11 protein-coding genes and 1 pseudogene are annotated in these 20,080 nt (G+C 74.3%); 5 read left to right on the top strand and 7 right to left on the bottom strand.

Features of this window, described 5'->3' with window-relative positions; all coding sequences use genetic code 11:
- Positions 1-105 precede the first annotated feature (105 nt).
- Positions 106-2,037 carry a 1-deoxy-D-xylulose-5-phosphate synthase gene (gene dxs / locus ACZ62B_RS13230; protein ID WP_344564445.1) on the top strand — a complete coding sequence of 644 codons (1,932 nt, stop codon included), beginning with the start codon at positions 106-108 and terminating at the stop codon, positions 2,035-2,037.
- Positions 2,038-2,185: 148 nt separating this feature from the next.
- On the top strand, positions 2,186-3,706 hold the full coding sequence (locus ACZ62B_RS13225) for an amino acid permease (protein WP_468720203.1): 1,521 nt from the start codon (positions 2,186-2,188) through the stop codon (positions 3,704-3,706).
- Between the two features lie 17 nt (positions 3,707-3,723).
- Here ACZ62B_RS13225 and ACZ62B_RS13220 read toward each other — a convergent pair.
- The 5 genes and pseudogenes from ACZ62B_RS13220 to ACZ62B_RS13200 form a co-directional block, all read right to left on the bottom strand.
- Positions 3,724-3,864: pseudogene (locus tag ACZ62B_RS13220) on the bottom strand (3-oxoacyl-ACP synthase); the annotation flags it as partial.
- Between the two features lie 56 nt (positions 3,865-3,920).
- Complete coding sequence (locus tag ACZ62B_RS13215; protein ID WP_469690285.1) at positions 3,921-4,970, bottom strand: NAD-dependent epimerase/dehydratase family protein; 1,050 nt, start codon at positions 4,968-4,970, stop codon at positions 3,921-3,923.
- Complete coding sequence (locus ACZ62B_RS13210) at positions 4,967-6,544, bottom strand: AMP-binding protein (protein ID WP_344564451.1); 1,578 nt, start codon at positions 6,542-6,544, stop codon at positions 4,967-4,969. The genes ACZ62B_RS13215 and ACZ62B_RS13210 overlap by 4 nt, the downstream gene beginning before the upstream one ends.
- Positions 6,541-7,494 carry an alpha/beta fold hydrolase gene (locus ACZ62B_RS13205; RefSeq protein ID WP_469690283.1) on the bottom strand — a complete coding sequence of 318 codons (954 nt, stop codon included), beginning with the start codon at positions 7,492-7,494 and terminating at the stop codon, positions 6,541-6,543. The genes ACZ62B_RS13210 and ACZ62B_RS13205 overlap by 4 nt, the downstream gene beginning before the upstream one ends.
- Positions 7,491-8,519, bottom strand: a complete 1,029-nt coding sequence (locus tag ACZ62B_RS13200; protein WP_344564455.1) for a 3-oxoacyl-ACP synthase III family protein — start codon at positions 8,517-8,519, stop codon at positions 7,491-7,493. The genes ACZ62B_RS13205 and ACZ62B_RS13200 overlap by 4 nt, the downstream gene beginning before the upstream one ends.
- A 158-nt stretch (positions 8,520-8,677) precedes the next feature.
- Between ACZ62B_RS13200 and ACZ62B_RS13195 the strand changes: the two genes are divergently transcribed.
- Positions 8,678-16,099 carry an SDR family NAD(P)-dependent oxidoreductase gene (locus ACZ62B_RS13195; RefSeq protein WP_469690281.1) on the top strand — a complete coding sequence of 2,474 codons (7,422 nt, stop codon included), beginning with the start codon at positions 8,678-8,680 and terminating at the stop codon, positions 16,097-16,099.
- A gap of 22 nt (positions 16,100-16,121) precedes the next feature.
- On the opposite strand, the gene ACZ62B_RS13190 is transcribed toward ACZ62B_RS13195, so the two are convergent.
- Positions 16,122-16,493: a PIN domain-containing protein gene (locus ACZ62B_RS13190; RefSeq protein ID WP_073930905.1), complete on the bottom strand. Its 372-nt coding sequence runs from the start codon at positions 16,491-16,493 to the stop codon at positions 16,122-16,124.
- A 143-nt stretch (positions 16,494-16,636) separates the two neighbouring features.
- On the opposite strand from ACZ62B_RS13190, the gene ACZ62B_RS13185 reads away from it, so the two are divergent.
- A complete protein-coding gene (locus ACZ62B_RS13185; RefSeq protein ID WP_469690279.1) occupies positions 16,637-17,653 on the top strand; it encodes a PLL family lectin in 1,017 nt (338 codons plus the stop codon).
- Between the two features lie 127 nt (positions 17,654-17,780).
- Entirely contained in the window at positions 17,781-18,902 is a 1,122-nt protein-coding gene (locus ACZ62B_RS13180) for a DUF8189 domain-containing protein (RefSeq protein WP_344564470.1), read from the top strand.
- 33 nt (positions 18,903-18,935) lie between these two features.
- Here the strand turns inward: ACZ62B_RS13180 and ACZ62B_RS13175 are convergent, their stop codons facing one another.
- A complete protein-coding gene (locus ACZ62B_RS13175) occupies positions 18,936-20,024 on the bottom strand; it encodes an LCP family protein (protein WP_344564472.1) in 1,089 nt (362 codons plus the stop codon).
- Between the last annotated feature and the right edge of the window lie 56 nt (positions 20,025-20,080).

The following is a 20,080-nucleotide window of genomic DNA, read 5'->3' as shown; positions in this document are numbered from 1 at the left end:
TCGGGTGACGTACGACGCACCGCCCGGAGTCGTTCCCGCCGGGCGGAACATTAGACTCGACCCGCCCGGCAACAGCTCGATCAGCTCTACTGCAAGGAGGCACGGGTGCCGCTGCTGACCCGCATCAGGGGACCGCGCGATCTGGACCGGCTCAGCCTGGAGGAGCTCGACCGGCTGGCCGGGGAGATCCGGACCTTCCTCGTCGACGCGGTCTCCAAGACCGGCGGCCACCTCGGCCCCAACCTCGGTGTGGTGGAGCTCACCATCGCCCTGCACCGGGTCTTCGAGTCGCCCAAGGACAAGGTGCTCTGGGACACCGGCCACCAGTCCTACGTCCACAAGCTGCTGACCGGCCGGCAGGACTTCTCCAGGCTGAAGATGAAGGGCGGCCTGTCCGGCTACCCCTCGCAGGCCGAGTCCGAGCACGACGTCATCGAGAACAGCCACGCCTCCACCGTGCTCGGCTGGGCCGACGGCATCGCCAAGGCCAACCAGATCAAGAAGCGCGACAGCCACGTCGTCGCGGTCATCGGTGACGGCGCGCTGACAGGCGGCATGGCCTGGGAGGCGCTGAACAACATCGCCGACGCCAAGGACCGCCCGCTGGTCATCGTCGTCAACGACAACGAGCGCTCCTACTCGCCCACCATCGGCGGCCTCGCCAACCACCTGGCGACCCTGCGCACCACCGACGGCTACGAGCGCTTCCTGACCCGCACCAAGGACCTCCTGGAGCGCACCCCGGTCGTCGGCAAGCCCCTCTTCGACACGCTGCACGGCGCCAAGAAGGGCCTGAAGGACTTCATCGCCCCGCAGGGCATGTTCGAGGACCTCGGCCTGAAGTACGTCGGACCCATCGACGGCCACGACATCGAGGCCCTGGAGTCCGCCCTGGCCCGCGCCAAGCGGTTCGGCGGCCCGGTGATCGTGCACTGCCTCACCGAGAAGGGCCGCGGCTACCAGCCCGCCCTCCAGGACGAGGCCGACCGCTTCCACGCCGTCGGCAAGATCCACCCCGACACGGGCCTGCCGATCGCCAGCTCCGGCGCCGACTGGACGAGTGTCTTCGGCGAGGAGATGGTCAAGCTCGGCGAGGAGCGCGAGGACGTCGTCGCCATCACCGCGGCCATGCTCCAGCCGGTCGGCCTCGACAAGTTCGCCAAGCGCTTCCCCGAGCGGGTCTACGACGTCGGCATCGCCGAGCAGCACGGCGCCGTCTCCGCGGCCGGCCTCGCCCACGCCGGGGTGCACCCCGTCTTCGCCGTGTACGCCACCTTCCTCAACCGCGCCTTCGACCAGGTGCTCATGGACGTGGCCCTGCACAAGTGCGGCGTGACGTTCGTGCTCGACCGGGCCGGTGTCACCGGCACCGACGGCGCCTCCCACAACGGCATGTGGGACATGTCGATCCTCCAGGTCGTCCCCGGGCTGCGGCTCGCCGCCCCGCGCGACGCCGACCAGGTGCGCGCCCAGCTGCGCGAGGCCGTCGCCGTGGAGGACGCCCCCACCGTGGTGCGCTTCTCCAAGGGCGCCGTCGGCCCCGCCGTACCCGCCGTGGGCCGCGTCGGCGGCATGGACGTCCTGCGCGAGCCCGGCACCGACGCCCCCGACGTGCTGCTGGTCTCCGTGGGCGCCCTCGCGCCGATGTGCCTGGAGATCGCCGCCCTGCTCGACCGGCAGGGCATCTCCGCCACCGTCGTCGACCCGCGCTGGGTCAAGCCCGTCGACGAGGCCATGGCCCCGCTCGCCGAGAAGCACCGCGTGGTCGTCACCGTCGAGGACAACTCGCGCGTCGGCGGCGTCGGCTCCGCGATCGCCCAGGCCCTGCGCGACGCCGGCGTGGACGTGCCGCTGCGCGACTTCGGCATCCCGCCGCGCTTCCTCGACCACGCCTCGCGCGCCGAGGTCATGGCCGAGATCGGACTGACCGCCCCCGACATCGCCCGCCAGGTCACCGGCCTGGTGGCGAAGCTCGACGGACGGTACGAGCGCTCCGCCGCCGACGCGGTCGACTCGGTGGAGCCGGCCCGCGACTGACCCGCCGCCAGGCGTCGCCCGGATGGGCCGCCCGTGCCCTTGTGAAAAGTGGCGCGGGCGGCCCGTTTGCGTGAGGGTGCCCGTACCGGGGCATACGACCTACGCCCCCTCTCGATCATGTCGAGGACGCCAAGCGTGGGAGGTACCCGTGACCAGCCCTCTCTTCCGGACGAAGAACGTCGAGCAGTCCATCCGGGACACCGAGGAACCCGAGCACGCGCTCAAGAAATCCCTGTCCGCGCTGGACCTGACCGTCTTCGGCGTCGGTGTCATCATCGGCACCGGCATCTTCGTCCTCACCGGTACGGTCGCCAAGAACAACGCCGGACCCGCGGTGGCCCTGGCCTTCACGGTGGCCGGTGTCGTCTGTGCGCTCGCCGCGCTCTGCTACGCCGAGTTCGCCTCCACCGTCCCGGTGGCGGGCTCCGCCTATACGTTCTCCTACGCCTCTCTGGGCGAGCTGCCGGCCTGGATCATCGGCTGGGACCTGGTCCTGGAGTTCGCGCTCGGCACGGCGGTGGTGGCCGTCGGCTGGTCCGGCTACATCCAGTCGCTCATGGGCAACGCGGGCTGGGAGATGCCCGCGGCGCTGGGCAGCCGCGAGGGCTCCGACGTCTTCGGGTTCGACATCCTCGCCGCCGTCCTGGTGCTGGTGCTCACCGGCATCCTCGTCCTCGGCATGAAGCTGTCCGCCCGCGTCACCTCGATCGTCGTCGCCGTCAAGGTGACCGTGGTCCTCGTGGTGATCATCGCGGGGGCCTTCTTCATCACCGCCGACAACTACGACCCGTTCATCCCGGACTCCAAGCCCGTGCCCCCCGGCGAGAGCCTCGAAGCCCCGCTCATCCAGCTCATGTTCGGCTGGGCCCCGGCCAACTTCGGTGTGATGGGCATCTTCACCGCCGCCTCGGTGGTGTTCTTCGCCTTCATCGGCTTCGACATCGTCGCCACGGCCGCCGAGGAGACCCGCAACCCCCAGCGCGACATGCCCCGCGGCATCCTCGGCTCCCTGTTCATCTGCACCGTGCTGTACGTCCTGGTGTCGATCGTCGTCACCGGTATGCAGCACTACAGCGAGCTGTCCGTGGACGCCCCGCTGGCGGACGCCTTCAAGGCCACCGGGCATCCCTGGTTCGCGGGCTTCATCAGCTTCGGCGCCGCCGTCGGCCTGACGACCGTCTGCATGATCCTGCTGCTCGGCCAGACCCGTGTCTTCTTCGCGATGAGCCGCGACGGACTGCTGCCCCGGTTCTTCTCCCGGGTCCACCCCCGGTTCAAGACCCCGCACCGGCCGACGATCCTGCTCGGCGTCGTCATCGCGGTCCTCGCCGGCTTCACCCCGCTGAACGAACTGGCCGCGCTGGTGAACATCGGCACCCTGTTCGCCTTCGTGATCGTCGCGATCAGCGTGATCATCCTCCGCAGGACCCGGCCCGACCTGCACCGGTCGTTCCGCACCCCCTGGGTGCCGGTCCTGCCGATCGTGTCGGTCGCCGCGTCCCTGTGGCTGATGCTGAACCTGCCCGCCGAGACCTGGGTCCGCTTCGGCGTCTGGATGGCGATCGGCATCGTCGTCTACTTCCTCTACAGCCGCACCCACAGCCGCATGGCCCCGGGCCACGACGAGGACCCGGCCGCCTCCGCCCCGCCCGCCCCACCGTCCCGCTGAACCGGCGGGGCCCGCCGTCATGCCTCGGCCAGGGCGAGGACGACGTCGTGCCCGCCGAAGCCGAAGGAGTGGCTGACGGCGATACGGACGTCCTGCCGACGGGGCTCCTCGGTCACGCAGTCGATGTCGAACCCCGGTGCCGGGGCGTCCAGGTCCAGTTGCCCCGGCGTGAGCTCGGGCCGGATCCCGTCCTCGGGGACGCGGAAGGAGCCGGTCAGGACGGAACGGACGGCGTCGTAGGTGTCCGGCACGGTGTCTCCTCGCCGTCGTTCGGGGCGGACGGGGTGAGCCGGGTGAGCTCCGCGATACCGGCGTCGAACCCGACCGGCGGCTCGAAGCCCAGGTCGCGGCGGGCGGCGGTGAGGTCGAACCAGTGCGGATGCAGCAGTTCCGCGACCAGGAAGCGGCTCAGGGCGTGGGTGCGGGAACTGCGGACCGCGCGCAGCAGCGCGTCGCCGGCCGCGGCACCGGCGGTGGCGAGCCGGGGCGGTACGGCGCACCAGCGGGCGTCGACGCCGGCGGCCCGCAGGAAGTGCCCGGTGAGCTCGCGCAGGGGACGCGGGTCGTCCTGGCCGACGAAGTAGGCGCGGCCGCCCACCGCCCGAGGCGACCGCCGCAGCCGGTCCAGGGCGAGCAGATGGGCGTGGGCGGCGGTACGGACGTGGGTGGTGTCGACGAGGTTGCCGCCGTCACCGGGCATCGGCAGCCGGCCGGCCCGCACGGCACGCGTGAGGGCGGGTGCGAAATGGGGGTCGCCCGGCCCCCAGATGATGTGCGGGCGCAGCGAGACGGTGGCCAGCTCCGGACCGTGCGCGGCCAGCACCAGGGCCTCGGCGCGGGCCTTGGTCGCGGGGTAGGCGGCCAGGTGACGGGGGACGGGGGGAAGGCTCTCGGTGACGCCTTCCACACCGCCGGGCCGGAAGACGACACTGGCGGTCGAGGTGTAGAGGAGCGTGCCCACCCCGTGGGCGCGGCACTGCTCGATCACATGGCGGGTGCCGACGACATTGGTGACCCAGTAGGGCCGCGGCGGGCCGCTGACACCGGCCAGGGCGGCGTTGTGGACGACGGCGTCGCACCCGGCGACGGCACGGGAGACCGCGGCGGCGTCGGCGAGGTCCCCCAGGTGCTGGTGGACGCCCAGCCGCTCCAGCGCGCCGCTGGGGCGGCGGCCCAGGGAGGAGACGGTGTCGCCGCGCGCTTTCAGCTGCCGGCAGATCTCCAGGCCGAGGAAGCCGCTCCCGCCGGTGACCAGTACCTTCATCGGACCCTCCCGCGCAGGCGCTTCGCGGCCCAGCCGGCCAGCCGCATGCGGTCGATCTTGGAGTTGTGCCGGGGGTCGGTGGGAAAGGCCGTACGGATCAGCAGGGCGCCGACGCGGTGCCCGTCCGGATGGTCCTTCAGGACGGTGCGTACGGCCGCCAGGGCGGCGGCGCGCGGGGTGGACGGCAGGGGCTCCACGCACAGCACGGGCAGTTGGCACACGGCCGTGCCGACGCCGACCAGGGCGGTGCGCCGGATGCCGGGGGCGGTGTCCGCCGCGGCCTCGATGTCCTCGGTGGTCAGGGTGAAGCCGGTGCCGGTGACCAGGTGGGCCTTGCGGCCGAGGAACCACAGCCGGCCCTCGTCGTCGAGCCGGCCGAGGTCCCCGGTGCGGTGCAGCACGCCGTGGCCGGTGTCGCTCTTGGTGGCGGCGTCGGCGTCGGGGCGCGCGTGGTAGGCGGGGCTGACGGTGGGACCGGTGACGGCGATCTCGCCGAGTCCGGTGGCGTCGGCGTCCAGGATCCGGGCGCGGATGCCGGGCAGCGGCCGGCCCAGGCAGGTGCCGGCGTGCCCGGCGGGCGGCGCGGTGCGCGAGGCCCGCAGGTCGTGGTCGGCGATCGCGGAGACGGGCAGGCACTCCGTGGCGCCGTAGACGCTGAGGATCTCGGCGTCGTCCGGCACGGCCTCGCGCAGGGCGTCGGCGAGGCGGACGCGCAGCGGGGCTCCGAAGGACAGGACCTGCCGGACCGAGGGCAGGGTGACGCCGTGGCGGGCGCAGTGACGGGCGATCAGGGTGAGCACGGCGGGGGAGGCCAGGACGATGCTCGCCCGGTGTTCCAGGATCGGCCCGACGAGTTCCTCCGGCGGTGTGCGGGCCGGGGCCAGGTGGTTCACCGCCGGGGCGACGGTGGTCACGCCGAGCAGCGGGCCGAGCAGCGCGACCGGCAGGAATCCGGCGAGCAGTACGTCGTCGGGCCGGGGGGCCATCAGCGCGGTCAGCGCGTCGAGCTGCCCGGCCAGGGTGGTGTGGCGGTACTCGGCGCCCTTGGGCCGTCCGGTGGAGCCGGACGTGAAGGCGATGAGGGCCGGCTCGTCGCCGTCGGGCTCCCGCACCCGCGAGGCCGGGACGTCACCGGCCGGCACGCGGGTGGCCAGCCGCCGTCCCAGGAGGAGCGGCGCGGGACCGGTGACCAGGGGGATCCGGACGTGGGGGCGGCCCCACCCCAGGGCCCGGCGCCCGAGGTGGGCCAGCGGCTCCCCGACGAAGACGTCCGGGGCGACGTCCCGCAGGCAGCGGCCGACCTCGGCGCGCGGTTCGATCAGGACGGGGACGGCGCCGACGAGGCCGAGGGCGTACGAGACGGCGGTGAGGTCGTGGGCGTCGCGGGTCATCACGACGGCCTTGTGACCGGGCCGTACGCCCGCCTCGCGCAGGGCCCGCGCGAGGTGGTGGCAGCGCCGCACCAGCTCGCCGCGGCCGGTCGTCCGGGAGGTCCCCCTACGGCATTCGACGAGGGCGACGGCGTCGGGCCCGTCGGTCAGGCGTGCGGCGATGCCGGGAACGGTGGCGGTCATGGTGCCCCCTGGAGGAAGTCACGGACGCGGTCGCCCAGTTCGGCGCCGGCGTCCTCCATCACGAAGTGCCCGGCGTCGGGGAAGCGGTGGACGGCGGCGTGGGGGTGGCGGCGGACCCACTCCTGAAGCAGGGCCGGGGTGAAGACGGGATCGCGCATGCCCCAGCCGACGAGCAGCGGCAGCTCCGACAGGCCGGCCCCGCCGCCGGGAGGTTCGAGCAGCCGCCACGCCGGGTCCGCGGGGTCGCGGGGGATCGCCCGGACGGCGTCGGTGACCGCCCGGCGCTCCGCGCGGCGGGCACAGGGCCGCAGATAGGCCCGTCGCTCGGCGGTGAGCAGCGGGCGGTGGACCCCGGCGCGCACGGCGACGCGGGCGAACGCGTTGGTGGCGTGGACGAGTTCGGCGACCGTCCGGTGGTCACGGATCCACCGCAGGTAGAACGGCAGCCGGAAGCCGTCCGGGAAGGGGAAGGCCACGGTGTTGCAGAAGACCAGCCGGGCCACCACGCCCGGGTTCCGCAGGGCCCAGGCGGCACCGAGCGGGCCGCCCCAGTCGTGCAGGACGAACGTCCAGCCCCGCTCGGGCAGCCCCGCGTCCCGCACCAGATGGCGGTAGAGGCCGTCCAGGCTTTCCAGTTGGGCCTCGTAGGGGTCGGGAACCCCGTCCGCGGGCCGCAGATGCCGGGACAGCCCGAAGCCCGGCAGGTCCGGTGCCAGGCAGCGGGCGTGCGGGGAGAGCCGGTGCAGCAGCCCCCGCCAGACGTAGCTCCACGACGGGTTGCCGTGCAGGAACAGCACCGGCTGCCCGGAGCCGAGATCGAGATAGTGCTGCCCGGTGACCGGCACGCGCCGCCAGTGCCGGGGCGCGGGGTAGCCCGGCATCAGCCGCTCCAGCGTGGCGGGATCCGGTACGGGGGCGGGGGCCGGGGTGTCCACGGCTCGGGCGGTCACCACCGTACGAGAGCCAGGCCGAAGCTGAAACCGCTGGCCAGGCCGATCATCGCCACCAGGTCCCCGCTCTCGATGCGGTCGGCCTCCCGCGCCTTGACCAGTTGCAGGGGGAGGGAGGCCGCCGCGCAGTTCCCGTGCTCGGCCACCGCGGGCAGGCAGCGGTCCTCGGGGAGGGAGAACAGGTCGATCACCTCGCGGTACTGCGGCATGGCGATCTGGTGGAAGGCGATGAAGGCGTAGGCGCCGGAACGTGCCGCCTCGAGTCCCTCCCCGGCGGTGTCCAGGATCCGGGGGAGCACGTCGAGCGCGGCCTGGCGCAGGTCCCCGTTCAGCCGCAGGGTGGTGTGGTCGTCGTGGACGGAGAGGTGGTGCATGCTCCCCCCGCCGGACACGGTGCAGGCGTTCCAGGCGGCGGAGTTGCTGACGAACCGCTGGACCAGGATGCCGGGATCGCCGTCACCCGCGGGGCCGGCGGTGAGCACCATCGCGGCGCCGGCGTCGGAGGTGGTGTAACCGGGCAGGGCCCTGAGCAGGTCCTCCCGGTCGGGGACGTGCCAGCGGGTGGCCAGGGTGGAGGGTTCGCCGCAGGCGATGAGGACCGTGCGGTAGCGGCCGGTCTCGATGAACGACGCGGCCACCTCCATGGCGTTGAGGAAGCTGTTGCAGGCGTTCTTGACGTCGAACACCGGGCACGAGGCGCCCAGTTTGGCGGCCACGAGGTGGGACGTGGCGGGTTCGACCAGGTCCTGCGAGGTCGAGGCGAACAGCAGCAGACCGATGTCGCCGATCTTCAGCCCCGACTCGTCGAGCGCCGCGCGGGCGGCCGTCACGGCGAGGTCGGAGGCGTCCTCGCCGGCCTCGTGCACATGGACCCCGCGCACCCCGGTGAGATCCTCCAGCAGGCCGGGCGGCGGAGCGTAGCCACCCGTCCCGGCGATCTTGACGCGGATCTCGTCCAAGGTCCGGTAGCGGGACGGAAGATGAGCGGAGACGGCGGCGATACGGGCACGGATGGCTTCGGGCACCGCGCCACCGTAGCCGCTGCCGGACCGGAATGACGTATACGCAGGCATGCCCACCCCAACGAGTGATATGTGGTGGATTTTCCCGCTCGTCGTCCCCCTCGATCCGCTTCAATCCGCACGAGGGCCAGTAATCGGCGTGAAGGGGCGGGGACTTGGCGATGCAGCAGCTTGAACGGGCCGTGGCGGTGGTGGGCGTGGGCTGCCGGCTCCCCGGAGGCATCACCGACCTGGACGGCCTGTGGTCCGTGCTGCGCGACGGACGGGACGTGGTCGGCGAGATGCCCGCCGACCGGCTGCCCCGCGACCGTACGGTCGACCCCGGGACCGTGCGCCCCGGCCGCAGCTACACCGCCGCCGGCGGCTTCCTCGACGACGTCGCCTCGTTCGACGCCGCCTACTTCGGCATGTCCCCCGCGGAGGCCCGGCACATCGACCCGCAGCAGCGGCTGCTGCTGGAGATGACCGCCGAGGCACTGGACGACGCCGCCATCCCCGCCGAATCGCTGGCCGGGTCGGACACCTGCGTGTACGTGGGCGTCTCGGACCCCGGCTACGGCGTGAACCTGTCGATGATGCAGGACCACACGAGTCCGCACACCATGCCCGGCGCCACCCTGTCCATCACGGCGAACCGGATGTCGTACGCCTTCGACCTGCGCGGGCCGAGCATGGCCGTCGACACGGCCTGCTCCTCCGCCCTGGTCGCCCTGGACCGGGCCTGCCGCACCCTGCGCGAGGGCACCGGCCGCGTCGCCCTGGCCGGCGGTGTCAACGTGCTGTCGAATCCCTACTCCTTCGCCGGGTTCTCCTACGCGGGCATGCTGTCGCGGCGCGGGCACTGCGCGGCGTTCTCCGCCGACGCCGACGGGTTCGTCCGCGCGGAGGGCGGCGCGGTGCTCGTCCTCAAGCGCCTCGCGGACGCGGTGGCGGACGGCGACCGCGTCCACGCCGTACTGGCCGCCACCGGCAACAACACCGACGGCCGCAGCACCGGCATGATCGTCCCCAGCGCCGAGACGCAGGAGGCGCTGCTGCACACGGTCTACGCGGAGGCCGGGATCGACGCCGACGACCTGGTCTACGTCGAGGCCCACGGCACCGGCACCCAGATCGGCGACCCGGCGGAGGCCGAGGCCATCGGCCGGGCGCTGGGCCGGAGCCGGCGCGGCGGCCCGCTGCCGATCGGCTCGGTGAAGTCGAACCTCGGCCACCTGGAGCCCGCCTCCGGGATGGCCGGCCTGCTCAAGGCGATCCTGGTGCTGCGCCACCGACTGGTGCCGGCGTCCCTGTACGCCCTTCCCCTCAACCCCCGGATCGACTTCGACGGCCTGGGACTGGCCCCCGCCGTCGAACCCGTCCCGCTGGAGGTGGGGGAGCGGGCCGCCGTGGGAGTGAGCGCCTTCGGCTTCGGCGGGGCCAACGCCCACGCCGTCGTCACCCCGCCGCCCCCCGCCCGCGAGCCCGGGCCGGACCCGGTGCCGGACGGGCGCCCGCTGCCGCTGGTCGTCTCCGCGCGGTCCCCCGAGGCGCTGAAGCGGATGACCGCCCGCATGGCGGAGCGGCTGCGGGACACGGAGCCCGGCGAGTTCTACGACCTGGCCCACACCAGCACCGTACGGCGCACCGCGCACCCGCACCGCGCCGCCGTACTGGCCACCGGCCCGCGGGACGCCGCCCGGCAGCTCGACCGGCTGACGGCCGCGGAGCCCGCCCGCGGGGCCGTCGTGCGCACGGGCGAGCGGGACGGGACCGCGTTCGTGTTCTCCGGCAACGCCTCCCAGTGGCCGGGCATGGCCGCCGACCTGCTGGAGGGCGAACCGGCCTTCCGCCGGGCCGTCGAGGAGGCCGACGCGGCCCTGGCCCCCCACCTCGGCTGGTCGGTGGCCAAGGAACTGGCCCACCCCTCCCCCCGGAAGTGGCAGCGCACGGAGGTCGCCCAGCCCGCCCTGTTCGCCGTCCAGACCGGCCTGACCGGACTGCTCGCCTCGCACGGCGTGCGACCGCGGGCCGTGGCGGGACACAGCGTCGGCGAGGTCGCCGCCGCCCACGCCGCCGGGATCCTCACCCTCGAACAGGCGGCACTGGTGATCGCCGTACGCAGCCGCACCCAGGGCGCCACGGCCGGCCGGGGCCGGATGGCCGCCGTCGGCCTGCCCGAGGAGCGGGCACGCGAGGAACTGCTCCGCCACGACGGCGCCCTGGAGATCGCGGGCATCAACAGCGAGAGCGACGTGACCGTCGCCGGGAACGCCGACGCACTCGCCGCCTGGGGCGCCGAACTGACCGGCCGCGGCGTCTTCTTCCGCGAACTGGACCTGGACTACGCCTTCCACAGCCGGGCCATGGACCCCATCAGGGAACCACTGCTCGACGCCCTCGACGGACTCGAACCCGCCCCCGCCCGCATCCCGTTCGTCTCCACCGTCACCGGCACCGGGCTGAACGGGCCGGAACTCGACGCCGCGTACTGGTGGCACAACGTCCGCGAGCCCGTCCGGTTCGCCGAGGCGGCCGGCCTGCTCGCCGCCGAACACGCGGGCGCCCTGGCCGAGATCGGCCCGCACCCGGTGCTGCGCCCCTACCTGCGCCGCACCGGCGCCACCTGCGTCGCCACCCTGCACCGCGACGGGGACGGCCCCCGCGAGACCGCGGCGGCCGTCGCCGCCCTGCTCGCCGCCGACACCTCCACCGACTGGCGGCACCACTTCCCCCGGCCGGGCCGGGTGGTCGACCTGCCCGCCTACGCCTGGCAGCACGAGAGGTACTGGCACGGCACCGCGCACGACCGGGTCGCGGGCACCAGCGGCAGCGGTCTGCTGGACCATCCGCTGGTGGGCGAGCGGATGCCCGCCCCGCACCCCGTGTGGCACGGCACCGTCGAACCGCAACTGGTGCCCTGGCTGGGCGACCACAGGATCGGGGACGACGTCCTCATGCCGGCCGCCGCCTACGTGGAGATGGCCCTGAGCGCCGGCCGCCGGGCCCTGGACCGCCCGGTCGAGGTACGGCACCTGGAGATCGGCCGCCCGCTGTCCGTGCCGTGGCCGGACCCGACACCGGTCGCCCTGCAGACCGCGGTCACCCCCGACGACGGCGCCGTCACCATCAGCGTCCGCGAGGAACACGGAGGGGAGTGCCGACCCGTCGTGCGCGCCCAGGTCCGCACCCTGCTCGGCACGGCGCCGGACCCGCTCGACCTCACCGCGCTCCGGGCCCGCTGCGACCGGAGCGTCGACGGCCCCGACTTCTACCGGACGTGCCACGGCATCGGCCTGAACTGCGGACCGGACTTCCAGCTCATCGACCGTGTCGACGTCGGCGACGAGGAGGTGCTGGTCACCTACCGGCTGGCGCACACCGCCGACGCCTACACCGCCCACCCGGTCCTGCTCGACGCGCCGCTGCAGGCCACCGTGGCCCTCGCCGGGACGGAGGCGGATTCCGCCGCGTTCCTGCCGACCGTCTTCGGATCCGTACGCGTGTGGCGCACCCCCGCGCCCACCGGCGTCGTCCACCTGCGCCGGCGCAGCCGCGGCGCCAACGAGATGTGCTGGGACATCACCTACGCCGACGCCGACGGCACGGTCACCGCCGAGATCGACGGCTGCCGCACCCGCCGCGGCCACCTGACCGAGCGCACCCCGCTGACCGTCCAGCGCACCGTGCTCCGGGCCGCCCCCCACCCGGGAACCCCCGCCCCGCCCTCCCCGCTCCCCGCGCCCGCCGAAATCGCGCGCGCGGCCGAGCCGCGGATCGCCGCCGCCCGCGCCGCCCTGGACGACAGCGGCCACCACCGGTTCACCGCCGCCGCCGAACGGGCCGGCGCCCACCGCTGGGCCGAGACACTGCACGGCCTCCTCGCCGACCCCGCGGCCCCGTTCTCGATGGGCGACCTGGTGGCCGGAGGCCTGCAACCCCGGCACCGGCGGGCGGTGCGGCTGATGCTGCCCCTGCTGGCCGAGCAGGGCCTCGCCCGGACGACCGGACGGACCTGGCAACTGACCGGCGCGGAGACCCGCGCCGAGGCGCTGCTGCGCGGCCTGGTGGAGGACCACCCCCCGTACGGCGCCGAGACGCTGCTCCTCAACCGGCAGCTGCGCCGGCTGCCCGACGTGGTGCGGGGACGCGTCGACGCACGCGAGCTCCTGCCGGCCGGGGACAGCGCGCACGAGCAGCTCCACGAGACCGGCCCGGCCCACCGCTTCGCCCACCGCGCCGTGCAGGCACTGCTCGGCGACATCGTCGGCCGCTGGCCCGCCGACCGTCCGCTGCGCGTCCTGGAAGTCGGCGCGGCCACCACCGCCCTGACCGCCGCGGCCCTGCCCGTGCTGCCCGCCGACCGGACCCGCTACACCTGCGCCGCCCCCACCGGCAGCGGCCTCACCCGCGCCGAACACCGCTTCGCCGCCTACGACTTCGTCGACCACCGCACCCTGGACCCGGACGCCGACCTGATCGGTCAGGGCCTGCCCCGGTCCGGTTTCGACCTCGTCCTCGCGGGCGACGCCCTGCACGCCACCACCGACCTGGCCGCGACCCTGCGCCGGCTGCACACCCTGCTGGCCCCCGGCGGACACCTGCTGGCCACCGAACCGCACCACGTCCGGCTCCAGGCCCTGCTCTCCGGCACGCTGGACGACTTCTGGGAGCGCGGCGACCACACCCTGCGCCCGGCGTCCCGCATCCTCCCCCGCGACCAGTGGGCACCGCTGCTGCGGCGGTGCGGCTTCTCCGGTGTGGCGCAGACCGGGCCCGAGGACCGGTCCGTCCTCCTCGCGGCGGCGGACCACGACGGCGGACCGGGCCAGGACGGGGGGCCAGGTCACGACCACGGACCGGCCCACGACCACGGACCGAACGCCGAGCCACCGCCGGCGGTTCCCGGTGCCGTCTGGGTGGTCGCCGTCGAGGACGACACCGAGACGGCGACCGCACGGGCACTGGCCGCCCTCCTCGGGAAGGCCACCGTCGTCGTCGCCCCCGACCGGGCGGCCGCCTGGAGCGAGGCCCTGCCCACGGACACCGATCCGCGCGTCGTCCTGCTGCTCGCCGAGCCGGGTCCGTATGACACCGTCGCACGGACCACCCGCCGGGCGGCCCTCCTGCGCTCCCTGGCCACCGCCTGCGACGGCCTGAAGGGCACCGCCGGCCCCCGGGTGTGGCTCGCCACCCGCCCGACCGGCCTCTTCCCGGCCCCGGAGCAGCCCTCCCACCCGGTCGACGCGGCCGTCTGGGCGGCCTGCCGCACCCTCGCCAACGAGCGCCCCGACCTGTCCCTGCGACGCCTCTCCTGCCACCGCACCGGTGACACCAACACCGACGCCCGCCGCCTGGCCGGCGAACTCCTCGCCCCCGTCGCCGACGACCCGAACGCCCAGGAGGACGAGATCGTCCTGACCGCCCGGGGCCGGTTCGTCCCCAGGCAGGTCCAGCACCCGGCGGACGAACCCCCCGGCGTCCCCGCCGGCGCGCCGTACATCCTGGAAGCCCGCGACCCCGGCCTGCGCCGGCGGCTGATCTGGCGGCAGACGGACCTCCCCGCACCCGGACCGGGCGAGGTGGCCCTCGAGATGCGGGCCGTGGCCCTCAACTACCGCGATCCCATGAGGGCCAACGGCCTGCTGCCGCCCGAGGCGGTGGAGAACAGCCCGATCGGCCGCGGACTGGGCACCGACGGCGCCGGCGTCGTACGCGCCGTGGGGGAGGGCGTACGGGACCTGAAGCCCGGCGACCGGGTCTGCGGCCTCGTGCCCGCCGCCCTCGCCTCCCACGCGACGACCCCCGCCTCCGCCGTCGTCCGCATCCCCGACGGACTGGGCTTCACGGAAGCGGCGACCTTCCCCGTCGCCTTCCTGACCGTCCACCAGACCCTCGTCAACCAGGCCCGTCTCGGCCCCGGGGAGACCGTGCTCGTCCACGGCGGAGCCGGGGCGGTGGGCCTGGCCGTCCTGCAGTGCGCCCGCCGTCAGGGCGCCCGCGTCATCGCCACCGCCGGCACGGAGACCAAACGGGACCTGCTGCGCACCCTCGGCGCCGAGCACGTACTCGACTCACGCAGCCTGGACTTCGTCCCCCGCGTACGGGAACTGACCGGCGGCCGGGGCGTGGACGTCGTGGTGAACTCCCTCAGCGGCGAGGCCATCGCCCAGGGCCTCGGCCTCCTGAGCCCCAACGGCCGCTTCGTCGAGCTCGGCAAGAAGGACATCTTCCTCAACAACCCGATCACACTGCGCCCCTTCGACCGCAGCCTCACCTTCATCGGCTTCAACCTCGACGCCGTCATCGACTCCCCGGAACTCGGCTCCCTGCTCCTCACGGACTTCGAGGCGGAGGCCACCTCCGGCACCTACCGCCCCCTGCCCCACACGGTCCACCCCGCCGCACGCGTCGAGGAGGCCTTCCACCTCCTGCAGCACTCCCGGCACACCGGCAAGGTCGTCGTCACCTTCGACCCCCTCGACGAACCCGTCCCCGTGGAACCCGCGCCCGGCACCCTCCGCCTCGACGGCGAGGGCACCTACCTGATCACCGGCGGACTGAGCGGACTCGGCGCCGCCACCGCCCGCCTGCTGGCCGACCGCGGGGCCCGGCACCTGGCCCTGCTCTCCCGCGGCGGACCCGACGCCCCCGACGCGCCCGCCCTCCTCCAGGAACTCGCCGACCGCGGCGCGCACGCCACCGCCCACGCCGCCGACGTCACCGACGAGACCGCGCTGCGCCGGGTCCTCGACGCCGTCGACGCCACCGGACACCCCCTGCGCGGCGTCGTCCACGCGGCGATGCACATGGACGACGCGGTGCTGGCCGACCTCACCGACGACCGGTTCGCCGCCGTACTGGCGCCCAAGGCGGGCGGCGCGGCCCTCCTGGACCGCCTCACCGCCGACCGCGACCTGGACCTGTTCCTCACCTACTCCTCCGTCTCCGCCGGCATCGGCAACCCGGGCCAGGCCGCCTACGCGGCGGCCAACGCCTACCTGGAGGCCCTCACCCGGGCCCGGCGCGGCGCCGGCCGGCCGGGTACGGCACTGGCCTGGGGGCCGGTCGGCGAGACCGGCTACGTCGCCCGCAGCGGCATGGGCCCCGCCATGACCGGACGCGGCCTCGAACTGCTCACCCCCGCCGAGGTCCTCGCCACCGCCGACCGCCTCCTGGCCGCCGGCACCGACGTCGCCGGAGCGGGCCGCTACCGCTGGGGAGCCGCACGCCACCTGCTGCCCGCCCTGGCCACCCCCCGCCTCGCCCCGCTGGCCCCGTCCTCCTCCACGGCCTCCCCGGACGCCCGCAACGAACTCCTGAGCACACTGGCGGACCTCCCGGCGGACGAGGCGGTGCGCAAGATCACCGAGACGATCACCCGGCTCCTCGCGGGCGTCCTGCAGACCGACCCGGCCGACCTGGACCCCACGCGCAACGTCACCGACTTCGGACTGGACTCGCTGCTGGGCATGCAGTTCCTGGTCCAGGCGAGGGACCTGTTCGACATCCGCCTCGGCCCGGCCGACCTGGCCACCGGGCGCACCCTGGCCCACTTCGCCCGCCTGATCCACCAGCGGCTGGAGCTGAACGCCGACGCGTAGCGGGCACCGGGCGTCGCCGGTCTCAGCGGGGCACGGACCGCGGACCGGCGACCTCCGCGCCCACGGCGGTCACCCTGCGGCGCAGCTCGCGGTCGGCCGTGACGACCAGGACCGGGCGGTCCCCCGCCCCGGCCGCCAGCGCGACCATGTGATCGTCACCACTGCCCGGAGCGGACTCCACCCGAACGCCCGACACCGACTCCACCCCGCGCGCCGCCCCCTCGACCACCAGCACGATCTCCACCGGACCGGAACGACCGGGCAGACCGTCCGCGGCCAGCCGGTCGCGCAGCCGCTCCGCGGCCCCCCGCCGGTCCCGCCACCACCCGTCGGGCACCGACCCGACGACGTTCGCGGCGTCGACGATCACGAGCAGGGCGGCGGTGTCATCCATACCGCCAGCCTCCCACGCGCGGCCCGCCCGCCCCGCCGCACGCGGGCGGAGCCGGTCGTGGGGATCCGGTGACCGACGACGACGCGGCAGACGGGTGTCGGGTCCGCCCACGCCGCACGAACCGGTTTGCGTAAGGTGAACCGGTGAACGGCGACTGGCTCCTCCGCGGCCGCGACGGCCGCCTCACCGTCTACCTGCCGTCGGACGACGCCGTCCTGTGCCGCGCGGAACTCGCCCCCGGCGGCCCCTGGGAGACACCCCGCAGGGTCGGCGGCGACCAGAGACTCCGTCCGGGACCCGCCGTCGGACAGGGCGCCGACGGCTACGCCCACCTGGTCGCCTGGCGGCCCACCGGGTCCGACGGGTCGGGCCTGGTGCACTCCACCCACTTCCGCCCCCGCCTCGCCCCGCTGGACTGGACCCCCGTCGGCCACCCCGACAAGAAGGGCGACCGCACCGGCACACCCGCCGTCGCCGTCGACGACCGGGGCCGCGCGCACGTCTTCGTCCGGAACGAGGGCGGCGGGGTGAGCCTGCTCGCGCAGAAGGAGAAGGGCGGCTGGAACCCGTGGCAGGACCTCGGGGGAGAGGGCGTCCAGGAGCGACTCGCGGCCGTGACGGGGGAGTCGGGCCTGGTCGAGCTGTACGCGGCCGTCCCGGGCGGGATCGCGCACTGGCGCCAGGAGGAGCCCGGCGGGCAGCCCGTGCGGTCGGAGGACACCGGCGCCTTCGCACGTCCGGGCACCCTCCGCGCGCTGGCCACCTCCGCGGAACACACCACCCTCTACTTCACCGGCGAACGCGGGGAGGTGTGCGCCTGGCGCCCCGGGTCCGAGCCGGTGCCCCTCGTCACCGCGGCCGGCCCCGGCCCCGTATCGGCCGTGCGCTGCGACGTCGAGGGCCACGACTGCACGGTGCTCGCCCAGCGCTCCGCGAGCGGCCGCGTCGCGTTCGCCGCCTACCCCACCGAGCGGGAGCGGGCCGGTGCCTGGTGGACCGAGTCCGGCCCCCGGCTTCCCCCCGACGCGGAGGTGGCCGTGGCCCTGGACGAACACGACGAGATCGTCGCGGCCACCCTCATCCCGTCCACCGGCACCCTCCTGCTCACCGGCCGCAAGGACGAGCCGGGGCTGGCGCTGCGGGCGTGGCGGGAGGTCTGAGGACGGCCCGGCATCCGAGCCGACGGGACGGAGCCCGGGGAACAGATGAACGATCGACATATGATGTGCCGAGTTTCAGGGTTCCCGTGTCTGCGATGCGGCGGGCTTCAGGAAGGTTCACCAGGCGATGCGGAGAAAGCCGGCAGGCCCCATGGGCGCCTCCGTCAAGGACGGGCGCACCGCTGAGCAGTACCGGGGGGTCGCGTCCGGAGCGGCCCGAGGAGACTGGCTCACCCGGGGCAAGGACGGCCGGCTGACGCTGTACGCCCCCACCGACGGCGGCCTGCTGCGCTGGACGGAGACCACCGTCGGCGGCCCGGAGTGGAGCGGTCCGCACTTCGTGCCGGTGGCCGGGCTGACACATCTGACGGTGGTCCAGGGAGCCAACACCTACGTCCACTTCCTCGGCCGCAGGGAGCGCACCGGCGCCGACGGCAAACGGAACGTGGACATCGTGCACGCCGTCCAGTACCAGACCGGACTCGCCTTCAGCGACTGGCGGTCCCTCGGCAACCCGCACAAGGAACCGGAACAGTCCGGTCCGCCCGCCGCGCCGGTCGGGGCGGTCGCCCAGGACGGCACCGTGCACGTGTTCCTGCGGGGTGCGCACGGCGGCCTCATGCTGCGGCGCGAGGCCCCGAACGGCAAGTGGCGGGCGTGGGAGGACCTGCGCGGCGGCGGTATCGACGCCCGGCCCGCGGCGGTCGCGCTCGCCGACGGACGGATCGAGGTCTGCGCCGCCGCCGAGACGGGCGCGCTCGTCTGGCGTCAGTCCGAGCCCGGCGGCGACTTCGCGGGTCCCCGTGGTTTCTCGCTGCGACCCGCACCGGGCACGGTCGCGGCCCTGGAGACCGGTCCCGGACGGGCCACGTTCTTCTGGACGGACGCCGAGAGCGGCGGCGCGGCGGCCTGGCGGGCGGGCGACTGGCCCGTGGCCCTGGGCGGCACTCCCGCCGAGCGGCCGTACGCGGTCCTCCGCACGTCGCTGGACGGCTACGACTGTGTCGTCCTCGCCTACCGTGACCAGGACGGCGCGGCCGTGCTCGGCATGGGCGGCACCGAGAACGAGGCCGCCGGATTCTGGTGGTACGCGCTGGCCGAGTCCTGCCAGGGCGCTCCGGCCCTGGGCCGGGACGGGCGGGGCCGCGTGGTGATGGCGCTGATCGGCACCGACGGCAGGCCCAGGGTCGCCCGTCAGGAGGACGGCGACGGTCTCGCTCTCACGCGGTGGGACACCCTCGGGAGCTGAGCGGCCGTCGCCGTCCCGGCGCCGTGCCGGGGGTCAGCCGCCCGTCGCCGGCGACTTCTTCGCGGACTCGGGGATCTCCGTGTCGGAGCGGATCGCCTCCCACAGCTGATCGACCTGGGGATGTGCGGCCACCACCCGGTTCGGGTCGATCTTGTCGTACGCCACCGGAAGCATGATCGTTTCCATGGATGCCGGATCGACCCCGTTCATGCTGCGCGCGAAGTCGGCCAGGCTGGTCAGTGAGGCCAGTTCGGAGTCGGTGGTCAGCGCCGAGGTCAGGGTGTCGGCGATCTTGTACGTCTTGGTGGGGCTGCCGAACAGGTCCTGCCGCTTCACCTCGCTCAGCAGGGCGATCATGAACTGCTGCTGGAGTCCTATGCGGCCCAGGTCGCTGCCGTCACCGACGCCGTGCCGGGTCCGCACGAACGCCAGGGAATCGGTGCCGTCCAGCTTGTGGGTTCCGGCGCTCAGGTCCAGGCCGCTGGAGGTGTCCTTGATGGGCTCGTCGATGGTGACGGTCACGCCGCCGATCGCGTCGACCAGCCCCTTGAAACCGGCGAAGTCGATCTCCATGTAGTGGTCCATGCGGACGCCGGACATCTTCTCCACGGTCTTGACCACACAGGCCGGGCCGGCCGTCGAGTACACGGAGTTGAACATGACGCGCTCGGCCTCCGGGAAGGTGGAGCCGTCCTCCTTGGCGCACTCCGGGCGGGTGACGAGCGTGTCGCGCGGGATGCTCACGGCGACGGCCTGCCGGCGCCCTTCGGGGATGTGCACCACCAGCGCGGTGTCCGACCGGGCGCCCGACACCTTGCCGGTGCCCAGCTCGGCGTTCGCGCCGGCGCGCGAGTCCGAGCCGAGGATCAGCAGGTTCTGTCCGGAGGTCGGCAGTTTCTCCGGACGGTCGTCGCCGAGGGCCTTGTCCAGGTCGACCCCGTCGATGTTGCCGTTCAGATCGCTGTAGAGCCAGTATCCCGTGCCTCCCGCCGCGAGCAGGACGGCCAGGAGCGACAGAAGGACGATGCGCCCCCAGCGGCGACGGGGACGCTGCGACCGGCGGCGTCCGCCGCCGGTCTCCGGCCGCGCACGCCGCGACTCCGTGGTGGCGCTGTGCGTCATGATGTTCGGTTCCTCTCCTCACGGGCTCCGCGTGGCGGAGTGGCAGGGCCCGGGTG

The sequence above is a fragment of the Streptomyces sp. NPDC053426 genome (genome assembly GCF_055585405.1).
Note: the sequence above shows the minus strand (reverse complement) of the source record. Positions and strands in the feature narration are given on the sequence as shown.

Excerpts from the sequence above, each read along its gene's own strand:
- ACZ62B_RS13215 (WP_469690285.1), bottom strand. The coding sequence starts at position 4,970 with ATGAAGGTACTGGTCACCGGCGGGAGCGGCTTCCTCGGCCTGGAGATC.
- ACZ62B_RS13210 (WP_344564451.1), bottom strand. The coding sequence starts at position 6,544 with ATGACCGCCACCGTTCCCGGCATCGCCGCACGCCTGACCGACGGGCCC.
- ACZ62B_RS13195 (WP_469690281.1), top strand. The coding sequence starts at position 8,678 with ATGCAGCAGCTTGAACGGGCCGTGGCGGTGGTGGGCGTGGGCTGCCGG.
- ACZ62B_RS13190 (WP_073930905.1), bottom strand. The coding sequence starts at position 16,493 with ATGGATGACACCGCCGCCCTGCTCGTGATCGTCGACGCCGCGAACGTC.
- ACZ62B_RS13180 (WP_344564470.1), top strand. The coding sequence starts at position 17,781 with ATGCGGAGAAAGCCGGCAGGCCCCATGGGCGCCTCCGTCAAGGACGGG.
- ACZ62B_RS13175 (WP_344564472.1), bottom strand. The coding sequence starts at position 20,024 with ATGACGCACAGCGCCACCACGGAGTCGCGGCGTGCGCGGCCGGAGACC.